The sequence below is a fragment of the Streptomyces sp. RFCAC02 genome (assembly GCF_004193175.1).
Lineage (GTDB): Bacteria > Actinomycetota > Actinomycetes > Streptomycetales > Streptomycetaceae > Streptomyces.
This window is the reverse complement of sequence record NZ_SAUH01000001.1, coordinates 1,302,523-1,318,485: the sequence shown is the minus strand read 5'-3', so window position 1 is coordinate 1,318,485 and position 15,963 is coordinate 1,302,523. Positions and strand designations below refer to the sequence as shown.

Below are 15,963 nucleotides of genomic sequence, written 5' to 3'. Positions count from 1 at the left end.
GGTCGATCCCTGACAACGTGTGTAACTCCGGTGGAGAACGCGGATACTTCACGTAGTCGGGGAGGTCTTCAGGGGGAGGGCAGACATCGTGCGTCACACCAGTGTCCGCGGGGACGGCCGGGACGGCGGGAGACCGGGCCGCCGGTTCCTCCTGGTCTCCACCAACTACGCGCCCGAGCACGCCGGGATCGGCCCGTACGCCGCCCAGCTCGCCGAGCACCTCGCCGCCGACCGCGGCGCCGAGGTCCACGTCCTCGCCGGCCTGCCGCACTACCCGGCCTGGCGCACCGACCCGGAGTGGCGCGGCCGGTGGCGGGCCGTCGAGGAGCGCGCTGGCGTCCTCGTGCACCGCAGGCGGCACACCGTCCCGGCCCGGCAGACGGCGGCCCGCCGCGCCCTGTACGAGGGGTCGATCCTGCTGCACGGCCTGCTCGCCCCGCCGCGCATGGGCAGGCCCGACGCCGTCCTGGCGCAGATCCCGAGCCTGGCGGGCGGGGCGCTGGCGGCGCGCGCCGCCGGGCGGTGGGGCGTCCCGTTCGTACCGGTGGTGCAGGACCTGATGGGGGCCGCGGCGGCGCAGAGCGGCATCAGGGGCGGCGGCAGGGCCGCCGCCGCGGTGGCCGCCGCCGAGCGCCGGGTCCTCGCCGCCGCCACGCTCGTCGGCGTCATCCACGACAGCTTCAGGGAGCGCGTGCGGGCGCTCGGCGTCCCCGCCGACCGCGTGCGCCTCGTGCCGAACTGGTCGCACGTCCCCGCGCCGCCCGCCGACCCGGCCGGTCGCGCCCGGGTCCGCGCGCGCCTCGGCTGGGCGCCCGGCCGCACGGTGCTCCTGCACGCCGGCACGATGGGCCTGAAGCAGGGGCTCGACGTCCTCGTCGCGGCGGCCCGCCGCGCGCCGGAGCTGCACGTCGTCCTCATGGGGGACGGCAGCCAGCGCGTCCGGCTCGCCGCGCTGGCCGCCGCCGTGCCCAACGTGACGCTCCTCCCGCCGGTCGCGGACGCCGACTTCCCGGCCGTCCTCGCCGCAGCCGACGCGCTCGTGGTGACGCAGCGGGCCGCCGTGCTGGACATGAGCGTCCCCTCGAAACTGACGTCCTACTTCGCCGCGGGACGGCCCGTCATCGCCTCGGTCGCCGCCGCGGGCGGCACGGCCGACGAGGTCCGCAGGTCGGGCGGCGGTGTCCTCGTCCCGCCGGAGGACCCGGCGGCGCTCGCCGACGCCGCGCGCCGCCTCGCGGCCGACCCCGAGACCGCCGGCGAACTCGGCGCGCGCGGCGCGGCGTACGCCCGTGAGAACCTGTCGCGCACCGCCGGTCTGCGCCGGATCACGGCGATGCTGGACGAGGCTCTGGCCCTCGGCGCGCCGGTGCGTCAGGCTCTGGGGCGTGGCGGCACGAGAAGGGGAGCTCCCGCATGAGCGCAGCGCGCGAGGACGGCCGGGCACACGCCGCGCCGTACGACGAACCCGACCTGCTGCGCGACCAGTTCCGGCAGCTCCTGCGCTACCGGCTGCTGATCGTGTGCGGCATCCTCGTGGGGCTCGCGGGCGGCGGCTGGCTCGGGCTGAGCGCGAACGAGACGTACATCGCGACGGCCGAGGTGCGGTTACGGATGCCGACGGCCGACCCGTTCGCGGCGACCGCGTCCGTGGACCGGATCGCGATGGGCTCCGAGCGGCGCACCGCGACCGGTGACGTGGTCGCCCGGCGCGCCGCCGGGCTGCTCGGCGAGCCGGAGAGCGCAGCGGCCGCCCTCGGGAAGGGCCTGCAGGTCACGAACCCGCCCAACACGGAGGTCCTGCGGTTCGCCTACTCGGCGGGCGACCCGGCGCTCGCCGCCGAGCGGGCGAACGCCTTCGTCCGCGCCTACCTGGACAACCGGCAGGAGGACGCCGACCGGACGGTGGAGCAGGGCGTCGCGTCCCTGGAGGAGCGCCGCGAGCCGCTGCTCACCCGGCGCGACGAGCTGCAGGCCGAGCTGGAGGACCTGTACGAGAACACGACCGCCTACGACGGCGCCGTCGCGGACCTGTCGTCCCTGACGGGGCAGATCTCCGAGATCAACGCGTCGATCGCCGGTCTCCAGGCCCTCGACACGACGGGGGGCCGCGTCATCACGGAGGCCACGCCGCCCGGCAGCCCCGCCGGTCCCGGGCTGCCGCTGCTCCTCGGCCTCGGCTACGCCGTCGGCATCGGGCTCGGCCTGCTCGCGGCGTGGGTGCGGCTCGTGTTCGACCCCACGGTGCGCTCCCCGGGCGACGTCACGCGGGCGCTGCGTGCGCCGGTGCTCGGGGTCCTGCCGCGCACCGGGCGGGGGCACCCGGACCAGCTCCTCGCGGAGGGGAAGCTCGCGGAGGAGTACCGGTCCGTGGCGTTCCGGCTGGCGTACGACGAGGCGTTCGCGCGGCGCCGCCGGCTGCTGGTGGTCGCGCCGCGGGGCAGCATCGAGACGCCGCTGGCCGCCTCGGTCAACCTCACCGCCGCGTTCGCCGAGATGGGCATGGACGCGCTGCTCGTCGAGGCGGACCTGCGGACCCCGAGCCTGGGCGCGCAGTTGCGCGAGGCGGACGGCGTACGGCCCGGGTGGGCGGCCGGCGGCGCCGAGTACGGGGGGCCGCCGGGGTGGCCGGCCGGGCAGGTCCCGATCGACGCGGGGGAGTCGGGCATCTTCGACCTGGTGCCGGGCCGCCGTGTGCGGAACGTGCCGCGTGCCCTGACCTCGCCGGCCGCGACCCGGTTGATCGGCCACGCCGACACGAAGGGCCGTGTCGTGGTCGTCCTGGCGCCGGCGGTGCTCAGTTACGCCGACGCGATCGCGCTGACCGACCGGGTGGACGGCGTGCTGGTCGTGTGCGATCCGACGCAGGTGCGGCGCGACGACCTGGCGCGCGTGCGGGAGCTGGTCGTGGGCGCCGGGGGCGTGCTGCTCGGCGCGGTGCTGCACTCGTGGGGGAGCGGCGGCATCGACTTCGGAGAGGACGAGGAGGACGGCGCGGGGCGTGCCGGTGACGACCGCGACGTCCGGGGCGGGCACGACGGAGGGGGCACCCGTGACGGCGGCCCGGCGCACGCCCCGTACGCTGCCACCCAGCGTGTGCGCCCCCGCGCGCCGCACCGGGCGCCCGCGCCCGATCCGCGCGACACCGGGCAGGACACGCTCGGTCTGCGCGTCCTCGACCCAGCGGACCTGGAAGACGGCACCCCCCGGCAGTGACCAGACACGAATCCCTCCCGCCCGCGCCCGCCCCCGGCCCGGCGTCCGCGCCGAGCCCGGGGCAGGCCGCCGCCCGCGGCGCCGCGGCCTCGGTGGCCGACCAGGGCGTGGCGGCCCTCACCAACATCGCGGTCGTCATATGCGCCGCGCGCCAGTCGACGGCCGACGGGTTCGCGGCGTTCGCCGTCGTCCACACGGTCTTCGTGCTGCTCCTCGGCGCGGCCACGGCCTACGTCGGCCAGGCCCTGGTGCTGCGGCGCGGCACGGAACGGCAGCTCCAGCGGCACGCCCGCGCGTCCGTCCTGTTCACCCTCGGCGCCTCGGCGGCCCTCGGCGCGCTCCTGGCGGCGGTCGCGTCCGCCGCCGGCCGCGACGGCATCCCCGCGGGGCTCGCGGCCCTCGGCGCGGTCCTGCCGATCGTGCTCACGCAGGACAGCCTCCGGTACGCGTTCTCCCTGCTCGGGAAGCCCCAACTGGCCCTTGTGGCCGACGTGCTGCGTCTCGCCGTCGTGGTGCCCGTGCTGGCCGTCCAGCCCTACGGGACGGGTGCCGGCCGCATGGTCCTGGCGTGGGGGCTGTCGGCGCTGCCCGCGCTGCTGGTGGCCGGCGTGCTGCTGATCCACCGCACGCGCGGCGTCACGGGCGTACGGCCGATGACGCTGCTGGACCGCCGTCACCTGGGGCGGCGGTTCGTCACGGAGTTCGCCGTCGGCAGCGCCGCGTCGCAGACCGCCGTCGTGGGCATCGGCGTCGGCGCCGACGCGCCGGCGGTCGGCGCGCTGCGCGGCGCTGCCACGCTCTTCGGGCCGATGAACGTCCTGTTCACCTCCGCCACCGGCTTCGGCCCGCCCCTCCTGCGCCGCTGGGACGGCCCGCACGCCCAGGCGCGGGCGGCGGCGGGCGCGGGCGGCGCGCTGGCCGCGCTCGCCGCCGTGTGGGCCGGCGCGCTGTTCCTCCTGCCCGACGCCGCCGGACGCGCGCTGCTCGGCGACACCTGGGACGCGGCCCGCAGCCTGCTGCCCGCCACCGGCACCCAGTACGCGTTCATGGCCCTCGGCACGTGCGGCCTGCTCCTGCTGCGCGTCCTCAGCCCGCGCGCCACCCTGCCCCTGCAGATCATCTTCTCGGCGCTGTCGGTCGTCTGCCTCCTCACCGGCTACGCCGTCGGCGGCATGACCGGCGCCGCGTGGGGCCTGTGCGTGGGTTCGGCGGCCAAGGCGTGCGCCGCGTGGCTCCGCTGCGGCCTCGAACTGCGCCTCGCCCACCGCGCCCCGTGACGCCCGGCCCGCCGCCGCGTCACCGCAGCCGCGCCCTGCCCCCGTCCCGCAGTGTCGTCACGAGGGCCAGGCAGAAGAGCGCGATCCCGATGCGCCCGGACGCCTGGAGCAGGGAGCCGCGCAGGAGGATGAAGCTGTAGCCCGCGAGCACGGGCACGACGACCGCGAGGACGTTGCCGGGGGACGGGTCGTCCAGCGTGCGGCGTACGTAACGGCGGTCCGTACGCGCCGCCGCGTACCCCACACCGAGGAAGCCCGCCGTCATGCCGATGGGGCCGAAATCCAGCCACAATTCGGCCCACAGCGGGGACGACAGGTTCGCGCTGTCCGTGCCCATCCACCCGCCGACGAGGAAGCCGGTGTCCTCCGGCTTCCCCTCCCACACGGCGCGCGGCACGAAGAACAGCGCGGCCCCCGCGACCTGCCGGCCGTACGTGTGCCCGTTGCCGTCCGCCGCGTAGGTGAGGGTGTTCGCGAACATGCCGACCTGGTCGTAGTCCTTCACCACCAGCGGCTCCAGCAGCGTGTCCGCCTCGACCGGCTGCCGCCCGTCGTCCTCCCCGTAGCGGAACCTGTCCGTGAACGGGAAGACCAGCAGCGCGACCACCACGCCCAGCGCGAGCGAGGCCCGGTACATCACGGGGCTGCGCGGGAACACCGTGAACAGCAGCGCGAACAGCACCGTCAGGAACCAGTACCGCGGGTTCGACACCGGGTTGTTCACGATCACGTTGATGACGACGAGCCCCAGCCAGGGCAGGACCACGGACGGCCGCCGCCTCGCCCACGGGGACGTGACGAGCCACCGCGTCAGGAACAGCAGCGCCAGCATCGCCGGGACCGTCCCGAAGCCGCGCAGCAGCGCGTTCCCCGCCTCCCCGGCCGACGGGTCGCCGGCCGCCGTCACCTCGTCGAGGCCGGTGCTGATCTCCTCGCGGCTCGTGAAGAAGATGGCGGGGCCGCCGAGCCGGACGATCAGCAGCGCGCTGCCCGCGTACGCGAGCGCCACCAGCAGGTACAGCCGGGTCCTGTGCACCGTCGCGGCGGGCCGGCTCCCGCGGCGCGACGACGGCCGGTGCCGCGCGAGCAGCGCCCCCACGTCGAACGCGGCCATCCCGCACAGCACCAGCGCCGTCGCCAGGACCACGTCGCCGCGCGGGCCGAGCACCGGCGTCGGCTCGCGGCCCAGCACGCTCTGCGCGAGCGGCGCGATGCCCATCGCGAGGTAGCAGAACAGCCAGAACGCGCCCTGCACCAGCCGCCGGCGCCCCGAGAGGATCATCGCGCTCAGCCGCACCCCGGCGTAGCAGGCGACCGTGAGCTGGAGCCAGTACGCCGTGTCCCGCACGCCCTCGCCCGGCTGGGCGGCGACCGCGAGCGGCAGGGCGCCCACGAGGCCCGCGATCAGCGGGACGGACAGCGCCCGCGACAGGACCGCGCGCGGCGGCGCGCCCCTCGTCCGCCCCACCGGCTCGACCGCCATGGCACCCCCGCCGCCCGCCCGTCACCCGGCGGGCAGTCTAGGGCCTGTCCGGCGGATCTTGCCTGTCTCGCGACGCCGGCTACGGCACCTCGCTGCGTTGCCGTATCGCGCGAATACGACGGGTATGAGCTGCGATCCGGCGCCTTGCGATGCACCGCATCCGACGCCGCGAGCCGCGCCAAGACCCGCCGGACAGACCCTAGGGCCTGTCCGGCGCGCACCGGGTGCGCCGTGATCGGCGGAATATCGCCCCTCCGGCCGAGAAGAAGCGTTGCTACGCTCCCCGCCAGTCCCCCCAGTACCTGTGGTTCACCCGGACACCATCCGTCACTCCGGAGCGGTTCACCGGTCCGGCACCGGTTCAGCGCGTGCACGTCCGACACGGACATTCTGTGGAAAGGGGGATCGCCGATGCGATGGTTGCGGCGATTCGGTCTCATGGCTGCGGCGGTCGCGGCCCTCACGTTCGGTACCGGCGGGCAGGCGAGCGCCGCGGTGCCGCCCCACAACGTGGGCTGGCTGTACACGGCGAGCGGCAGCGGCGCGGCGTTCTTCGACGCCGACCTGGACGGCTGGCCGTCGTTCGAGAAGGTCACGGTGTGCGACAACACGTCGGACGGCCGGGGCGTCGTCGTCACGCTCGTGGGCACGGCGCCCAACGGTGACAACATGTTCGTCATCACCCGGGACCCGTCGAACAACGGAAGCTGCACGGCGGACTCGGGGAACCTGTTCGCCGACGGGTACTACGTGTACGTCACGGTCTGCGAGTACTGGGGCGACAACGAGGCGAACTGCCGGTACGGGACGGGTGTCGCGTAGAGCCCGACGACGGAACAGCGCCGGGGGCGTCCGGCGGGCCCCGCACCGCCCGCCGGACGCCCACCCCGTGCGGCGTCAGGCGTTCTTGTTCCAGTACACCTCGGTCACGCCCGACGCCCACACGACGGTGAGGCTGCCGTCGGCGTTGAGCGTGACGTCGGCCGACGGGGCGGGCCACAGCTCGTCGCCCCAGGTGTGGCACGTGGTCAGCTCGATGTGGCCGTGCTCGTCGATCGTGCCGGCGTCGCAGTAGTCGCGGTCCGTCCCGGCGTTCTCGTAGAACCGGGCGTCGGTCCCGTTGAGCCACAGGTTGTGCGACTCCATCGTGTCGTCCGGGTTCACGTACCAGTCGCCGGTCACGGCGGCCACGGACGGGATGGAGCCCCCGCCCGCACCGCCCTCCTGCGCCTCGTCCTCCCCGCCGGTCCCGCCCGCGCCGCTGCCGGTGCCGAACGCGCCGCCGTCACCGTCGTCGCCGCCGCAGCCGGGCAGTAGGAGCGCGGTCGCGGCGGCGACCGCCGGGACCACGAGGCGTCGGGATGTGCGCATGGTGTCCTCCCCCTCCGGTGTGTCGTCCGTCCGAGAGGCTAACCGCGCGGGCGCGCCACGCCGGTACCCGCCTCATGAGCTGTTTCGAATCCGTGAGACGTGGAACCGGGTGTTATGGCCTTTTCGGACAAGCTTCCTGACGTAGCCGCCACGTTCCGCTCCCTGATGCCGGAGCCCGACCGGCCCGGCCGCATCCTCGCGGCCGTCGACCGCATCGAGGCCACCCGGACGGCCGACCCGCTCCTCGGCCCCCTGCGCCGCGCCGTCCACGCGATCCCGCCCGACGTGCGGGACATCCTGCACGGCAAACCGCTCGGCCACCCGGCACACCCGGTCGCGGTCCAGATCCCCATCGGGACGTGGACCTCGGCCGCCGTCCTCGACCTCCTGCCGGGGAAGGGCAAGCGGCGCGGCGCCGGCCTGCTCGTGGCCATCGGCATCGTCTCCGCCGTCCCGGCCGCGCTCACCGGCCTGACGGACTGGGCCGACCTGCGCAAGCCGCAGATGCGCGTGGGGCTCGTCCACGCCGCGGCGAACACCGGCGGCCTGCTCCTGTACACCACCTCCCTGTGGCACCGGCTGCGCGGCCGGCGCATGGCGGGGCGGGCGTACGGGTTCGCCGGGCTGACGCTCGTCTCGCTCGGCGGGGCGCTCGGCGGGCACCTCGCCTACCGGCAGGCGTCCGGCGCGAACCACGCCGAGCAGGTCCCGGCCCGCGCGGACGGCGAGTGGCACGAGGTCGGCGTCCTCGACGACCTGCCGCTCGGGCGTGCCGTGCGGGCGGACGCGGGGGACATCCCGGTACTGGTCGTCCGCGAGGAGGACGGCGCGGTCCGCGTGCTGGCGGACCAGTGCTCGCACATGGGAGGACCGCTGTCGGACGGCGAGATCGAGAACGGCTGCGTGCGCTGCCCGTGGCACGGGAGCGTGTTCCGGCTCACGGACGGCTGGAACGTGCAGGGCCCCGCGACGGCGCCGCAGCCGGTGTTCGAGACGCGGGTGGTCGGCGGCCGGGTCCAGGCCCGTTTCCCGGAGAGTGCGAAGAAGAACGGTTAGCGGGTACCCGCGTCCGTGACACGGCAGAACGCACGAGAGCGCGCGGCGACGACGCCCGGCCGCAGGGCCGGGGACACCGCGCGGAAGCAGGGAGGAGACCGTCGTGCCGGACGACGAACTGATGGGTGACGAGGTCTACCAGCCCACGGAGTCCGTGGACCGGGAGGACGTCACCTACACCGGCGACCTGGAGAATGCGCTCGGTGAGCCGGACCTCGACGAGACCCTCGACGAGGGCTACTCGCCGCCCGAGAAGCCGCTCGCGGTGACCGGGCACGGTCTCACCGCCCGGGAGCAGGAGGAGGGCGAGACCCTCGACCAGCGCCTGTCGGAGGAGGTGCCGGACGTCCGGCCGCCGGACGGGGACGGCATCGGCGACCAGCAGGACGCGTGGGGCGAGCCGGTCGCCGACGGCGAGGCCGGCGGTGACCGGGCCGGCCGCCTGGTCTCCGCGGACGACGACCTGACGCCGCGCCGCCCCGACAGCGACGTCACGGCCTACGAGGTGGGCGTCGACGGCGGCGCGGCCGGCGCCGAGGAGGCGGCGATGCACATCGCCGACCTGGACGAGGCGGCGGGCACGGACGACGGCACGGTCTGACCGGCCGCCGCCCGCCGACCGGGACCGGCGGCGGCCGGGGAGCCGGCCACCACCCTCCCCGCCGCCGCCACCACACCGCCCGCCGGACCCCGGCGGGCGGTCACACGTCCGCCCGCGGGCGGGCCGCCAGCAGGCCGAGCCGTTCGTCCTGATCCTCGGCCGAACGCCTCCCCCCGCCCCCTTCCGTCCCGTAGGGTGATCACACTGACGGCTCGGAGCAGGGGGCGGGGGCGGTCCATGCGGGTACTGCACGTCGTCACGCTGCACACGCCCACCCACGCGTTCGGCGGCCCCACGCGGGTCGCGTTCCACCTCTGCCGCGGCCTGCGCGAGCGGGACGTCCGGGCCACGCTCGTCGCCCTCGCCGACGACTTCCCGACCGGGCCGCTGCCCCGCTCCGTGGACGGCGTGCCCGTACGGCTCTTCCGCGCCCGCCACGTCCTGCCCCGCTTCGAGGTCAGCGGCATCACGTCCCCCGCGCTCCTGGCCCGCGCCATGGCGTACGTCCGCTCCGCCGACGTCGTGCACGTCCACCTCATGCGGGACCTGATCACCCTCCCCATGGCCCTGCTCGCCCTGCGCGCCGGCACCCCGCTCGTCCTCCAGACCCACGGCATGATCGACCCGACGCCGCACCGCGTCGCCCGCCTCGTGGACCACCTCGGCGTCCGCCGCGTCCTGCGCCGCGCCGACGCCGTCCTGCACCTCACGGAGCAGGAGCGCGACGCGACCGCCGCCGTCCTCGCCCCGCACCCGATCGCGCCGCAGCACCGCCTCGTCAACGGCGTGCCGCCCCAGCCGCACCGCCGCCCCCTCCCGCCCGGCCCCCCCACCGTCCTCTACCTCGCGCGGATCCAGGCGGGGAAGCGCCCCGACGACTTCGTCCGCGCGATGCCGGCCGTCCTCGCGCGGCGGCCCGACACCCGCTTCGTCCTCGCCGGACCCGACACCGGCGCCCTCCCGGACACCCTCGCCCTCGCCGACGCGCTCGGAGTCCGCGCCTCCCTGGACCACCCCGGCGCCCTCGACGGCCCCGCCGTCCTCGACCGCCTCAAGGCCGCGACGGCGCTCGTCCTGCCCTCGACGCAGGACGCGTTCCCCCTGTCCGTCCTCGAAGCGCTGTCGGTCGGCACCCCCGTCGTGGTCCGCGCCGGCACGGGCCTCGCGCCGGACATCGCGCGCGCCGCCGCCGGCCGCGTCGCCGCCTCGGCCGACGCCATCCCGGACGCGATCCTCGGCCTGCTCGACCCCGCGGCGAACGACGCGGCCTCCCGCGCGGGCCGGCGCCTGGTCGAGGACCACTTCACCCTGCCCCGCGTCATCGACCGCCTCCTCACCCTCTACACCGGCGTCACCGGGGCCGCTCACCGAGAGGGGCGCCGTCCATGGCCTTCCCGCTGAACCTCGCCCGGCCGGACGGCGACACGTTCCCGTTCCCCACGTCACCGGTCATCGTGGCGGACCGGCTGCGCGGCCTCCGGCTGCGGCTGCCGCTCATCGGCGTCCTGTGGGCGCTCGTGGGGGCCGCGTACATCGCCGTCACGGCGTCGCTCCTGTTCGACGAGCCCCTTTTCGCCTTCGGCGGGGGCAGCCCGTTGGCCGCGACCGCCGCCTACCTCTTCCTGCCGTCCGTCGCGTTCGCCGCCAACCTGGTGGGGAACCAGGCGCTGCGCCAGATCTACGGGTTCGGCGAGAGCGAGGTGCCGCACGACAGCAACTCGTGCTTCGCGCCCACCAACGGCGGCGCCGTCCAGCGGTGCACCGGCTGCGCCGGCTTCCTCACCGGCATGGCCGCCGGCCACTTCCTCGTCCCCTGGGGGGCCGTGGCCGACGCGGCCTGGTGGCGGCAGGCCGTGCTGGGGCTCCTCCTGGTCATCTGCCTGCCCGTCGTCCGGATCCTGCGGTTCGACTGGATCCGCATGCGCGCCGCCCGCTCCTGGCGCCGCGACAGCCGGCGCGTCCTGCGCGAGGTCGTCGACGGCGGCACGCACGCCGTCGCCACGGTGACGGCGGCACGGCACACCGGCAAGTGGCTCGACAGGCTGCCCGTCTTCCGCCTGACCCTCACCTGGCCGCTGCCCGGCGGCGGCGAGCGGACGGCGGAGATCCGCGTCACCGAGTACCCGTGCTGGGCGCCGGCCGAGGGCAACACGTTCGACGTCTGGTACGACCCGGCCGCACCGGACGACGACTCCCGGGTCCTCCTGCACCGCCGCCTCGTCGGCCAGCGGTTCGCCGAGGACCCGGAGAAGCTCCGCGAACCGGCGCACGGCGAGACCGGCACGGGGCCGCTGCGCCCGTCCTGGTCACCGGAGAAGCCCACCGCGTCGGCCGGGGAACGGGTCCTCTTCTTCCTGATCGCCCTGCTGTGCGCGGGAGCCGGCGTCACCGCCGCCGCCCTCACCCCGGCGGCCTTCGACGCGCTGCCCTGGTACTCGGACCTGGCGATCGACGCGCAGGCGGTCCTCCTCGTCGCCAACGCCTGCGCATGGGGCGTACTGCTGCTGCGCAGACCGTGGTTCGCCCGGCACCGCACCAGCGTGGCGCTGGTGACGATGCTGCCGTTCACCGGGATCTTCACCCTCGGCCTCCTGGTGCTCGGCGAGGACCCGGTGTGGCTCTTCGAGTTCGACCGCACCATCGAGACGGTCACGGCCTGGCTGTACGGCGGGACGATGGCGGCCGGCCTCGTCACCTACCTCCTCAGCTTCGCCATGCTGCTGCGCGGCGGCCAACTGCTCAACGCGGGGATCGACGCGCCGCCGGAAGAGGTGGCCGAGGCCCTGCGCCACCACGATCCGGCGGCGATCGACCGGCTCCGCACCCGCTACGGCTACATCGCGGGCACGGCGACACTGAGCTGACCGCACCCGACCGCTGCCGGACCGTGCGCCGGAAGAGGGAGTGTACGAACGTACGCCCCGGGGGTTACGCTCGTCCGCATGGCCACGGACCACTTCGCGGGCGATCCGCGCACGAACCTGGAGCGCATGCTCGCCGGTGACCTCTACATCGCCGACGACCCCGAGATCTGGCGCAGGCAGCAGCGCGCCATGCGGCTCGCCGCCCGCTACCTCGCCGCCTACCCGGAGGACCCGGCCGCCGCACGGCCGCTGCTCGCCGACCTGCTCGGCTCCCTCGGCGACGGCGCCGAGGTGCGGCCGCCGCTCCATGTCGACTACGGAAGCAACATCACCATCGGCGCCCGGACCTTCGTCAACTACAACCTGACCGCCCTGGACGTCGCGCGGATCACCGTCGGCGAGGACTGCCAGATCGGCCCGAACGTCCAACTGCTCACGCCCACCCACCCTGTGGAGCCGGAGCCGCGCCGGGACAGGCTGGAGGCGGCCCTGCCGATCACCATCGGCGACAACGTCTGGCTCGGCGGCGGCGCCATCGTCTGCCCCGGCGTGACGATCAGCGACAATTCCGTCATCGGCGCCGGCGCGGTCGTGACGAGGGACGTGCCGGCGAACGTCGTCGCGGTCGGCAACCCGGCCCGCCCGATACGGGAGATCTGACCCGCACCCGATGGCCACAGGACACACCGACCCACGGCGGCGCGACCGCATCATCGACGCCACCCTCGACCACATCGCGGACGAGGGGGTCGCCGGCGTCTCGCACCGCAGGATCGCCGCCCGTGCCGGTGTGCCGCTGGGCTCGATGACCTACCACTTCGCGGGCATCGACGACCTCCTGAAGGAGGCCTTCACCCGCTTCGCCGACGAGATCGTCGCGCTGTTCGAACGGCACCTGGGCCGGGCCGACACCTCCGGCCAGGCCCGGGAAGCCGTCGTGGACCTCGTCCACACACTCTCCGAAGGCCCACCGCGCGGCCTGGTGCTGGCCCACGAGCTGTACACCCTCGCGGCCCGCCGCCCCGAGTACCGGGCGCTCACACAGACATGGATGCTGCGCAGCAGGGAACTGCTCCAGCGCCACTTCGACGCCGATACGGCACGGCAGGTGGACGCACTGATCGAGGGCCTGACACTGCACCGCGCACTGGACACGGAACCTCAGAGCCGCACCCTGACCCTGCTGGCCGTCACACGCATCACCGACCCCACGTAGACGGGGCTCCACGGTCAATCCGCCGATTCCGGGTGCTTCCGCCGGTGGCTGGCGTTGAAGCGGGCCTTTTTCTCGCGGTTTCCGCATGTGTTCATGTCGCACCATCGGCGGGTGCGGCTCCGGCTGGTGTCGAAGAAGGCGGCGCGGCACGTCGGTGAGGCGCACAGGGCCAGTCTTCCGTCCCGTGCGCCCGCGATGATGCCGATCGCGTCGGCCGCGATCACGCCGAGGGCGTCCTCCACGGCGGACGCCGGGCCGAGCCGCCAGCGCCGCTCGCCCTCGGGGTCAGGGCGGCCGTGGCCCCGCCCCGGGCGCTGCGGTCGTTGATGACGCGGACGGCGGACGCGGGGAGGGGGGCCTGGAGCGCGGCCGCTGTCGCGGCGGCGTGGATCGCCTCCCTCAGTTCCCGGGCGAGATCGAGCTGGGCGGTGGTGCAGGAGTCCACGCCGAGGCCGTAGACCGCGAGCCAGTCGACGAGTCGGCCCGGTGTGGGGATGCGCTCCACTGCGTCGCCGTGCCGTTCCGACAGGGTCCCCGTGAAGCTGGTCGCCAGCACCGTGCCGAGGCGGAAGTCGGGGAACCCATCACGCATGGAACCACCATAGCCGGTTGCGTTTCGATGTGAGAGGGTGGTGGAACCAGCTAAGACGGTTCCGCGATGGCCAGGAGGTCCCATGTCCCGTCCGACCAGCGACGTACACCCCTTCGAAGCCCGCGCGAGCGACGCCGACCTCGACGATCTGCGCGCACGACTGGCCGCGGCGCGGCTGCCCGAGGCGGAGACGGTCCGGGCCTCTGCCCCCGGCCGTGGCCGCTGGGAACAGGGCGTCCCGCTCGCCGACCTCGTCGATCTCGTGGACCACTGGCGCACCGGCTACGACTGGCGGTCGTTCGAGGAGCGTCTCGGCCGTATCGGCCAGTTCCGCACGACCATCGACGGCCTCGGCATCCACTTCCTGCACCGCCGTTCGGCACGCGCGGACGCCACCCCTCTGGTCATGACGCACGGCTGGCCGGGCAGCGTCGCCGAGTTCGTCGACGTGGTGGACGAGCTGGCGGATCCGGAGGACGCGGCCGCGCCGGCGTTCCACGTCGTGGCCCCGTCGCTGCCCGGCTTCGGTTTCAGCGACAGGCCGGCCACCACGGGGTGGGGCACCGAGAAGATCGCCGCCGCATGGGTCGAACTGATGGGCAGGCTGGGCTACGACAGGTTCCTGGCCCACGGCGGTGACTGGGGCGGCAATATCACCACCGTCCTCGGCGGCAGGTTCCCGGCGCATGTCCTCGGCATCCACTCGACGTTCGCCGAGGCGCCGCCCGGGGTGACGACGGACGGGCTGACGGCGGAGGAGCGCGCGTGGGCCGAGGAGACCTGCCACTTCTGGCGCCACCGCGCGGCGTACGCGAAGCAGCAGGCGACCCGGCCGCAGACCATCGGCTACGCGCTTGTCGACTCACCGGTCGGGCTGCTCGCCTGGATCCTCGACAAGTTCGCCGAGTGGTCGGACACCGGGGACAGCCCGTTCGAGACGATCTCCCGGGACCGCGTCCTCGACGACGTCACCCTGTACTGGCTGACGAGGACCGGCGCGTCGGCGGCCCGGATCTACCACGAGAGCCACAACTCGCTGGATCCCGCCCTCCGGGTCGACGTCCCGGCGGCGATCACCGTCTACCCCCGCGACATCGAGAGGTGCCCGCGCCCCTGGGCGGAGGAGCGGTACCGGCGGATCGTCCGGTGGGGGTCACCCGCGTCCGGCGGGCACTTCCCGTCGCTCGAGGTTCCCGGGTACTTCGTCGGGGACCTGCGCGAAGGTCTCGCGGCGGTGCTGGCCGCTCATCGGTGAACACGGCCGGGCGGCGGCCCGGTTGGACCAGGTGGTGTGTTGCGCGGCGCACGGGTGGGGACGCCAGTGCCGCGGCCAGGGCGAGCGCGCAGGCCAGCGCCGCCACTTCCGTCGGCCAGCCGTTGATCCACCCCACTCCCGGCCACTCCAGCAGGGGACGCAGTACGAGCGGGTGCAGTACGTAGAGGTACATGCCGCCCGTTCCCAGGAACGACAGGAACGGGACTCTGCCGCGGGGCATCAGGCGCAGCAGTGCGAGGGCTCCCGCCGTGCCGATCAGCAGGACGGCCGCACGGATCGACCAGTCGTACGCGGTGGGCAGCCCGTAGTCCGCCTCGTACGGCCCCTGCATGCGGAGCCAGGCGAAGGACACCCCGTCGCGTGTGCACCAGCCCGCGACGCCCAGGGCCGTGAGCACAGCGACGGCCGTCCAGCGGCTCCAGGTCACGCCGGGACGCAGCATGTCCGAGCCGGCCCCCTGCCGCAGACGGTGGCCGATGAGGAAGAACGGCAGGAAGCACAGCGTGCGCGACAGCGCCAGCCAGTCAGCGAGCAGTGGCACGTAACCGGCGCCCAGCGCGAGCGCCATGGAGAGGGACACCGGGCGGCGGAGCCGTACGATCCAGGGCAGCGCCGTCCGCCACAGCAGCAGCGACAGCAGGAACCACAGCCCCCACGCGGGCATGTCCACGTGCCACCACCACCGGCCCGTCATGGCCAGCCGCTGGAACGAGTGCAGCAGGCCCACCGCCAGGTACGGCACCAGCAGCGTCAGCCCCAGCCGCCGCAGCGAGCGGCGGGTCAGCGGCGCGGACGAGCTGAACCAGCCGGACAGCAGCGCGAGCAGCGGGACCCGCAGCGGCCAGGTCGCGACGTACAGCCACCGCAGCAGCCCGTGCTGCGTATCCGCGACGCCGTCCACCACGTGCCCGAAGACCACGAGGGCGCCGGCCACCCAGCGGACGGTGTCCCAGTACGGATCGCGGAGGGCGGCGCGGCGCGGGGAGTCGGAAGGATCGGTCACGGCCGGGACCG

Annotated in this window: 13 protein-coding genes and 2 pseudogenes; 11 read left to right on the top strand and 4 right to left on the bottom strand. The window is 74.8% G+C overall.

What is annotated here, in order from left to right; genetic code table 11:
* Positions 1-151 precede the first annotated feature (151 nt).
* Genes EMA09_RS05945 through EMA09_RS05935 form a run of 3 tightly spaced genes read left to right on the top strand, consistent with a single transcriptional unit; the run spans position 152 to position 4,490 of the window.
* The gene (locus tag EMA09_RS05945; RefSeq protein WP_129843853.1) at positions 152-1,417 is read left to right on the top strand and encodes a glycosyltransferase; all 1,266 of its coding nucleotides are present in this window, start codon (positions 152-154) and stop codon (positions 1,415-1,417) included.
* On the top strand, positions 1,414-3,213 hold the full coding sequence (locus EMA09_RS05940; protein WP_129839587.1) for a lipopolysaccharide biosynthesis protein: 1,800 nt from the start codon (positions 1,414-1,416) through the stop codon (positions 3,211-3,213). Before EMA09_RS05945 ends, EMA09_RS05940 begins: the two co-directional genes overlap by 4 nt.
* A complete protein-coding gene (locus EMA09_RS05935) occupies positions 3,210-4,490 on the top strand; it encodes a hypothetical protein (RefSeq protein WP_129839585.1) in 1,281 nt (426 codons plus the stop codon). Before EMA09_RS05940 ends, EMA09_RS05935 begins: the two co-directional genes overlap by 4 nt.
* A gap of 19 nt (positions 4,491-4,509) precedes the next feature.
* On the opposite strand, the gene EMA09_RS05930 is transcribed toward EMA09_RS05935, so the two are convergent.
* Positions 4,510-5,973, bottom strand: coding sequence for a hypothetical protein (locus EMA09_RS05930; protein ID WP_129839583.1), 1,464 nt, complete (start codon positions 5,971-5,973; stop codon positions 4,510-4,512).
* A 438-nt stretch (positions 5,974-6,411) separates the two neighbouring features.
* Between EMA09_RS05930 and EMA09_RS05925 the strand changes: the two genes are divergently transcribed.
* Positions 6,412-6,795: a hypothetical protein gene (locus tag EMA09_RS05925; RefSeq protein ID WP_240796251.1), complete on the top strand. Its 384-nt coding sequence runs from the start codon at positions 6,412-6,414 to the stop codon at positions 6,793-6,795.
* Between the two features lie 75 nt (positions 6,796-6,870).
* Here the strand turns inward: EMA09_RS05925 and EMA09_RS05920 are convergent, their stop codons facing one another.
* Positions 6,871-7,344 carry a hypothetical protein gene (locus EMA09_RS05920; protein ID WP_129839579.1) on the bottom strand — a complete coding sequence of 158 codons (474 nt, stop codon included), beginning with the start codon at positions 7,342-7,344 and terminating at the stop codon, positions 6,871-6,873.
* Positions 7,345-7,458: 114 nt separating this feature from the next.
* Between EMA09_RS05920 and EMA09_RS05915 the strand changes: the two genes are divergently transcribed.
* The 6 genes from EMA09_RS05915 to EMA09_RS05890 all read left to right on the top strand — a co-directional run bounded on the left by EMA09_RS05915 (position 7,459) and on the right by EMA09_RS05890 (position 13,081).
* Positions 7,459-8,400 carry a Rieske 2Fe-2S domain-containing protein gene (locus EMA09_RS05915; protein WP_240796250.1) on the top strand — a complete coding sequence of 314 codons (942 nt, stop codon included), beginning with the start codon at positions 7,459-7,461 and terminating at the stop codon, positions 8,398-8,400.
* Positions 8,401-8,521: 121 nt separating this feature from the next.
* Positions 8,522-9,001 (top strand): DUF5709 domain-containing protein, encoded by a 480-nt coding sequence (locus EMA09_RS05910; protein ID WP_129843852.1) that lies wholly within the window; start codon positions 8,522-8,524, stop codon positions 8,999-9,001.
* Between the two features lie 237 nt (positions 9,002-9,238).
* A complete protein-coding gene (locus EMA09_RS05905; protein ID WP_129839575.1) occupies positions 9,239-10,402 on the top strand; it encodes a glycosyltransferase in 1,164 nt (387 codons plus the stop codon).
* The gene (locus EMA09_RS05900; protein ID WP_129839573.1) at positions 10,387-11,865 is read left to right on the top strand and encodes a hypothetical protein; all 1,479 of its coding nucleotides are present in this window, start codon (positions 10,387-10,389) and stop codon (positions 11,863-11,865) included. Before EMA09_RS05905 ends, EMA09_RS05900 begins: the two co-directional genes overlap by 16 nt.
* A gap of 78 nt (positions 11,866-11,943) precedes the next feature.
* Positions 11,944-12,525 (top strand): sugar O-acetyltransferase, encoded by a 582-nt coding sequence (locus EMA09_RS05895; RefSeq protein WP_129839571.1) that lies wholly within the window; start codon positions 11,944-11,946, stop codon positions 12,523-12,525.
* 10 nt (positions 12,526-12,535) lie between these two features.
* A complete protein-coding gene (locus EMA09_RS05890) occupies positions 12,536-13,081 on the top strand; it encodes a TetR family transcriptional regulator (RefSeq protein WP_129839569.1) in 546 nt (181 codons plus the stop codon).
* A gap of 14 nt (positions 13,082-13,095) precedes the next feature.
* Here EMA09_RS05890 and EMA09_RS05885 read toward each other — a convergent pair.
* Positions 13,096-13,673: pseudogene (locus EMA09_RS05885) on the bottom strand (CGNR zinc finger domain-containing protein).
* Positions 13,674-13,755: 82 nt separating this feature from the next.
* Between EMA09_RS05885 and EMA09_RS05880 the strand changes: the two are divergent.
* On the top strand, positions 13,756-14,928 hold the full coding sequence (locus EMA09_RS05880; protein ID WP_129839567.1) for an epoxide hydrolase family protein: 1,173 nt from the start codon (positions 13,756-13,758) through the stop codon (positions 14,926-14,928).
* Between the two features lie 76 nt (positions 14,929-15,004).
* Here the strand turns inward: EMA09_RS05880 and EMA09_RS29425 are convergent.
* A pseudogene (locus EMA09_RS29425) lies at positions 15,005-15,952 on the bottom strand (hypothetical protein); the annotation flags it as partial.
* Positions 15,953-15,963: the final 11 nt, after the last annotated feature.

Coding starts and splice junctions, on each gene's coding strand:
- EMA09_RS05905 (WP_129839575.1), top strand. CDS start 9,239: ATGCGGGTACTGCACGTCGTCACGCTGCACACGCCCACCCACGCGTTC.
- EMA09_RS05940 (WP_129839587.1), top strand. CDS start 1,414: ATGAGCGCAGCGCGCGAGGACGGCCGGGCACACGCCGCGCCGTACGAC.
- EMA09_RS05890 (WP_129839569.1), top strand. CDS start 12,536: ATGGCCACAGGACACACCGACCCACGGCGGCGCGACCGCATCATCGAC.
- EMA09_RS05910 (WP_129843852.1), top strand. CDS start 8,522: ATGGGTGACGAGGTCTACCAGCCCACGGAGTCCGTGGACCGGGAGGAC.
- EMA09_RS05920 (WP_129839579.1), bottom strand. CDS start 7,344: ATGCGCACATCCCGACGCCTCGTGGTCCCGGCGGTCGCCGCCGCGACC.
- EMA09_RS05915 (WP_240796250.1), top strand. CDS start 7,459: ATGGCCTTTTCGGACAAGCTTCCTGACGTAGCCGCCACGTTCCGCTCC.
- EMA09_RS05930 (WP_129839583.1), bottom strand. CDS start 5,973: ATGGCGGTCGAGCCGGTGGGGCGGACGAGGGGCGCGCCGCCGCGCGCG.
- EMA09_RS05880 (WP_129839567.1), top strand. CDS start 13,756: ATGTCCCGTCCGACCAGCGACGTACACCCCTTCGAAGCCCGCGCGAGC.
- EMA09_RS05900 (WP_129839573.1), top strand. CDS start 10,387: ATGGCCTTCCCGCTGAACCTCGCCCGGCCGGACGGCGACACGTTCCCG.
- EMA09_RS05895 (WP_129839571.1), top strand. CDS start 11,944: ATGGCCACGGACCACTTCGCGGGCGATCCGCGCACGAACCTGGAGCGC.
- EMA09_RS05925 (WP_240796251.1), top strand. CDS start 6,412: ATGGCTGCGGCGGTCGCGGCCCTCACGTTCGGTACCGGCGGGCAGGCG.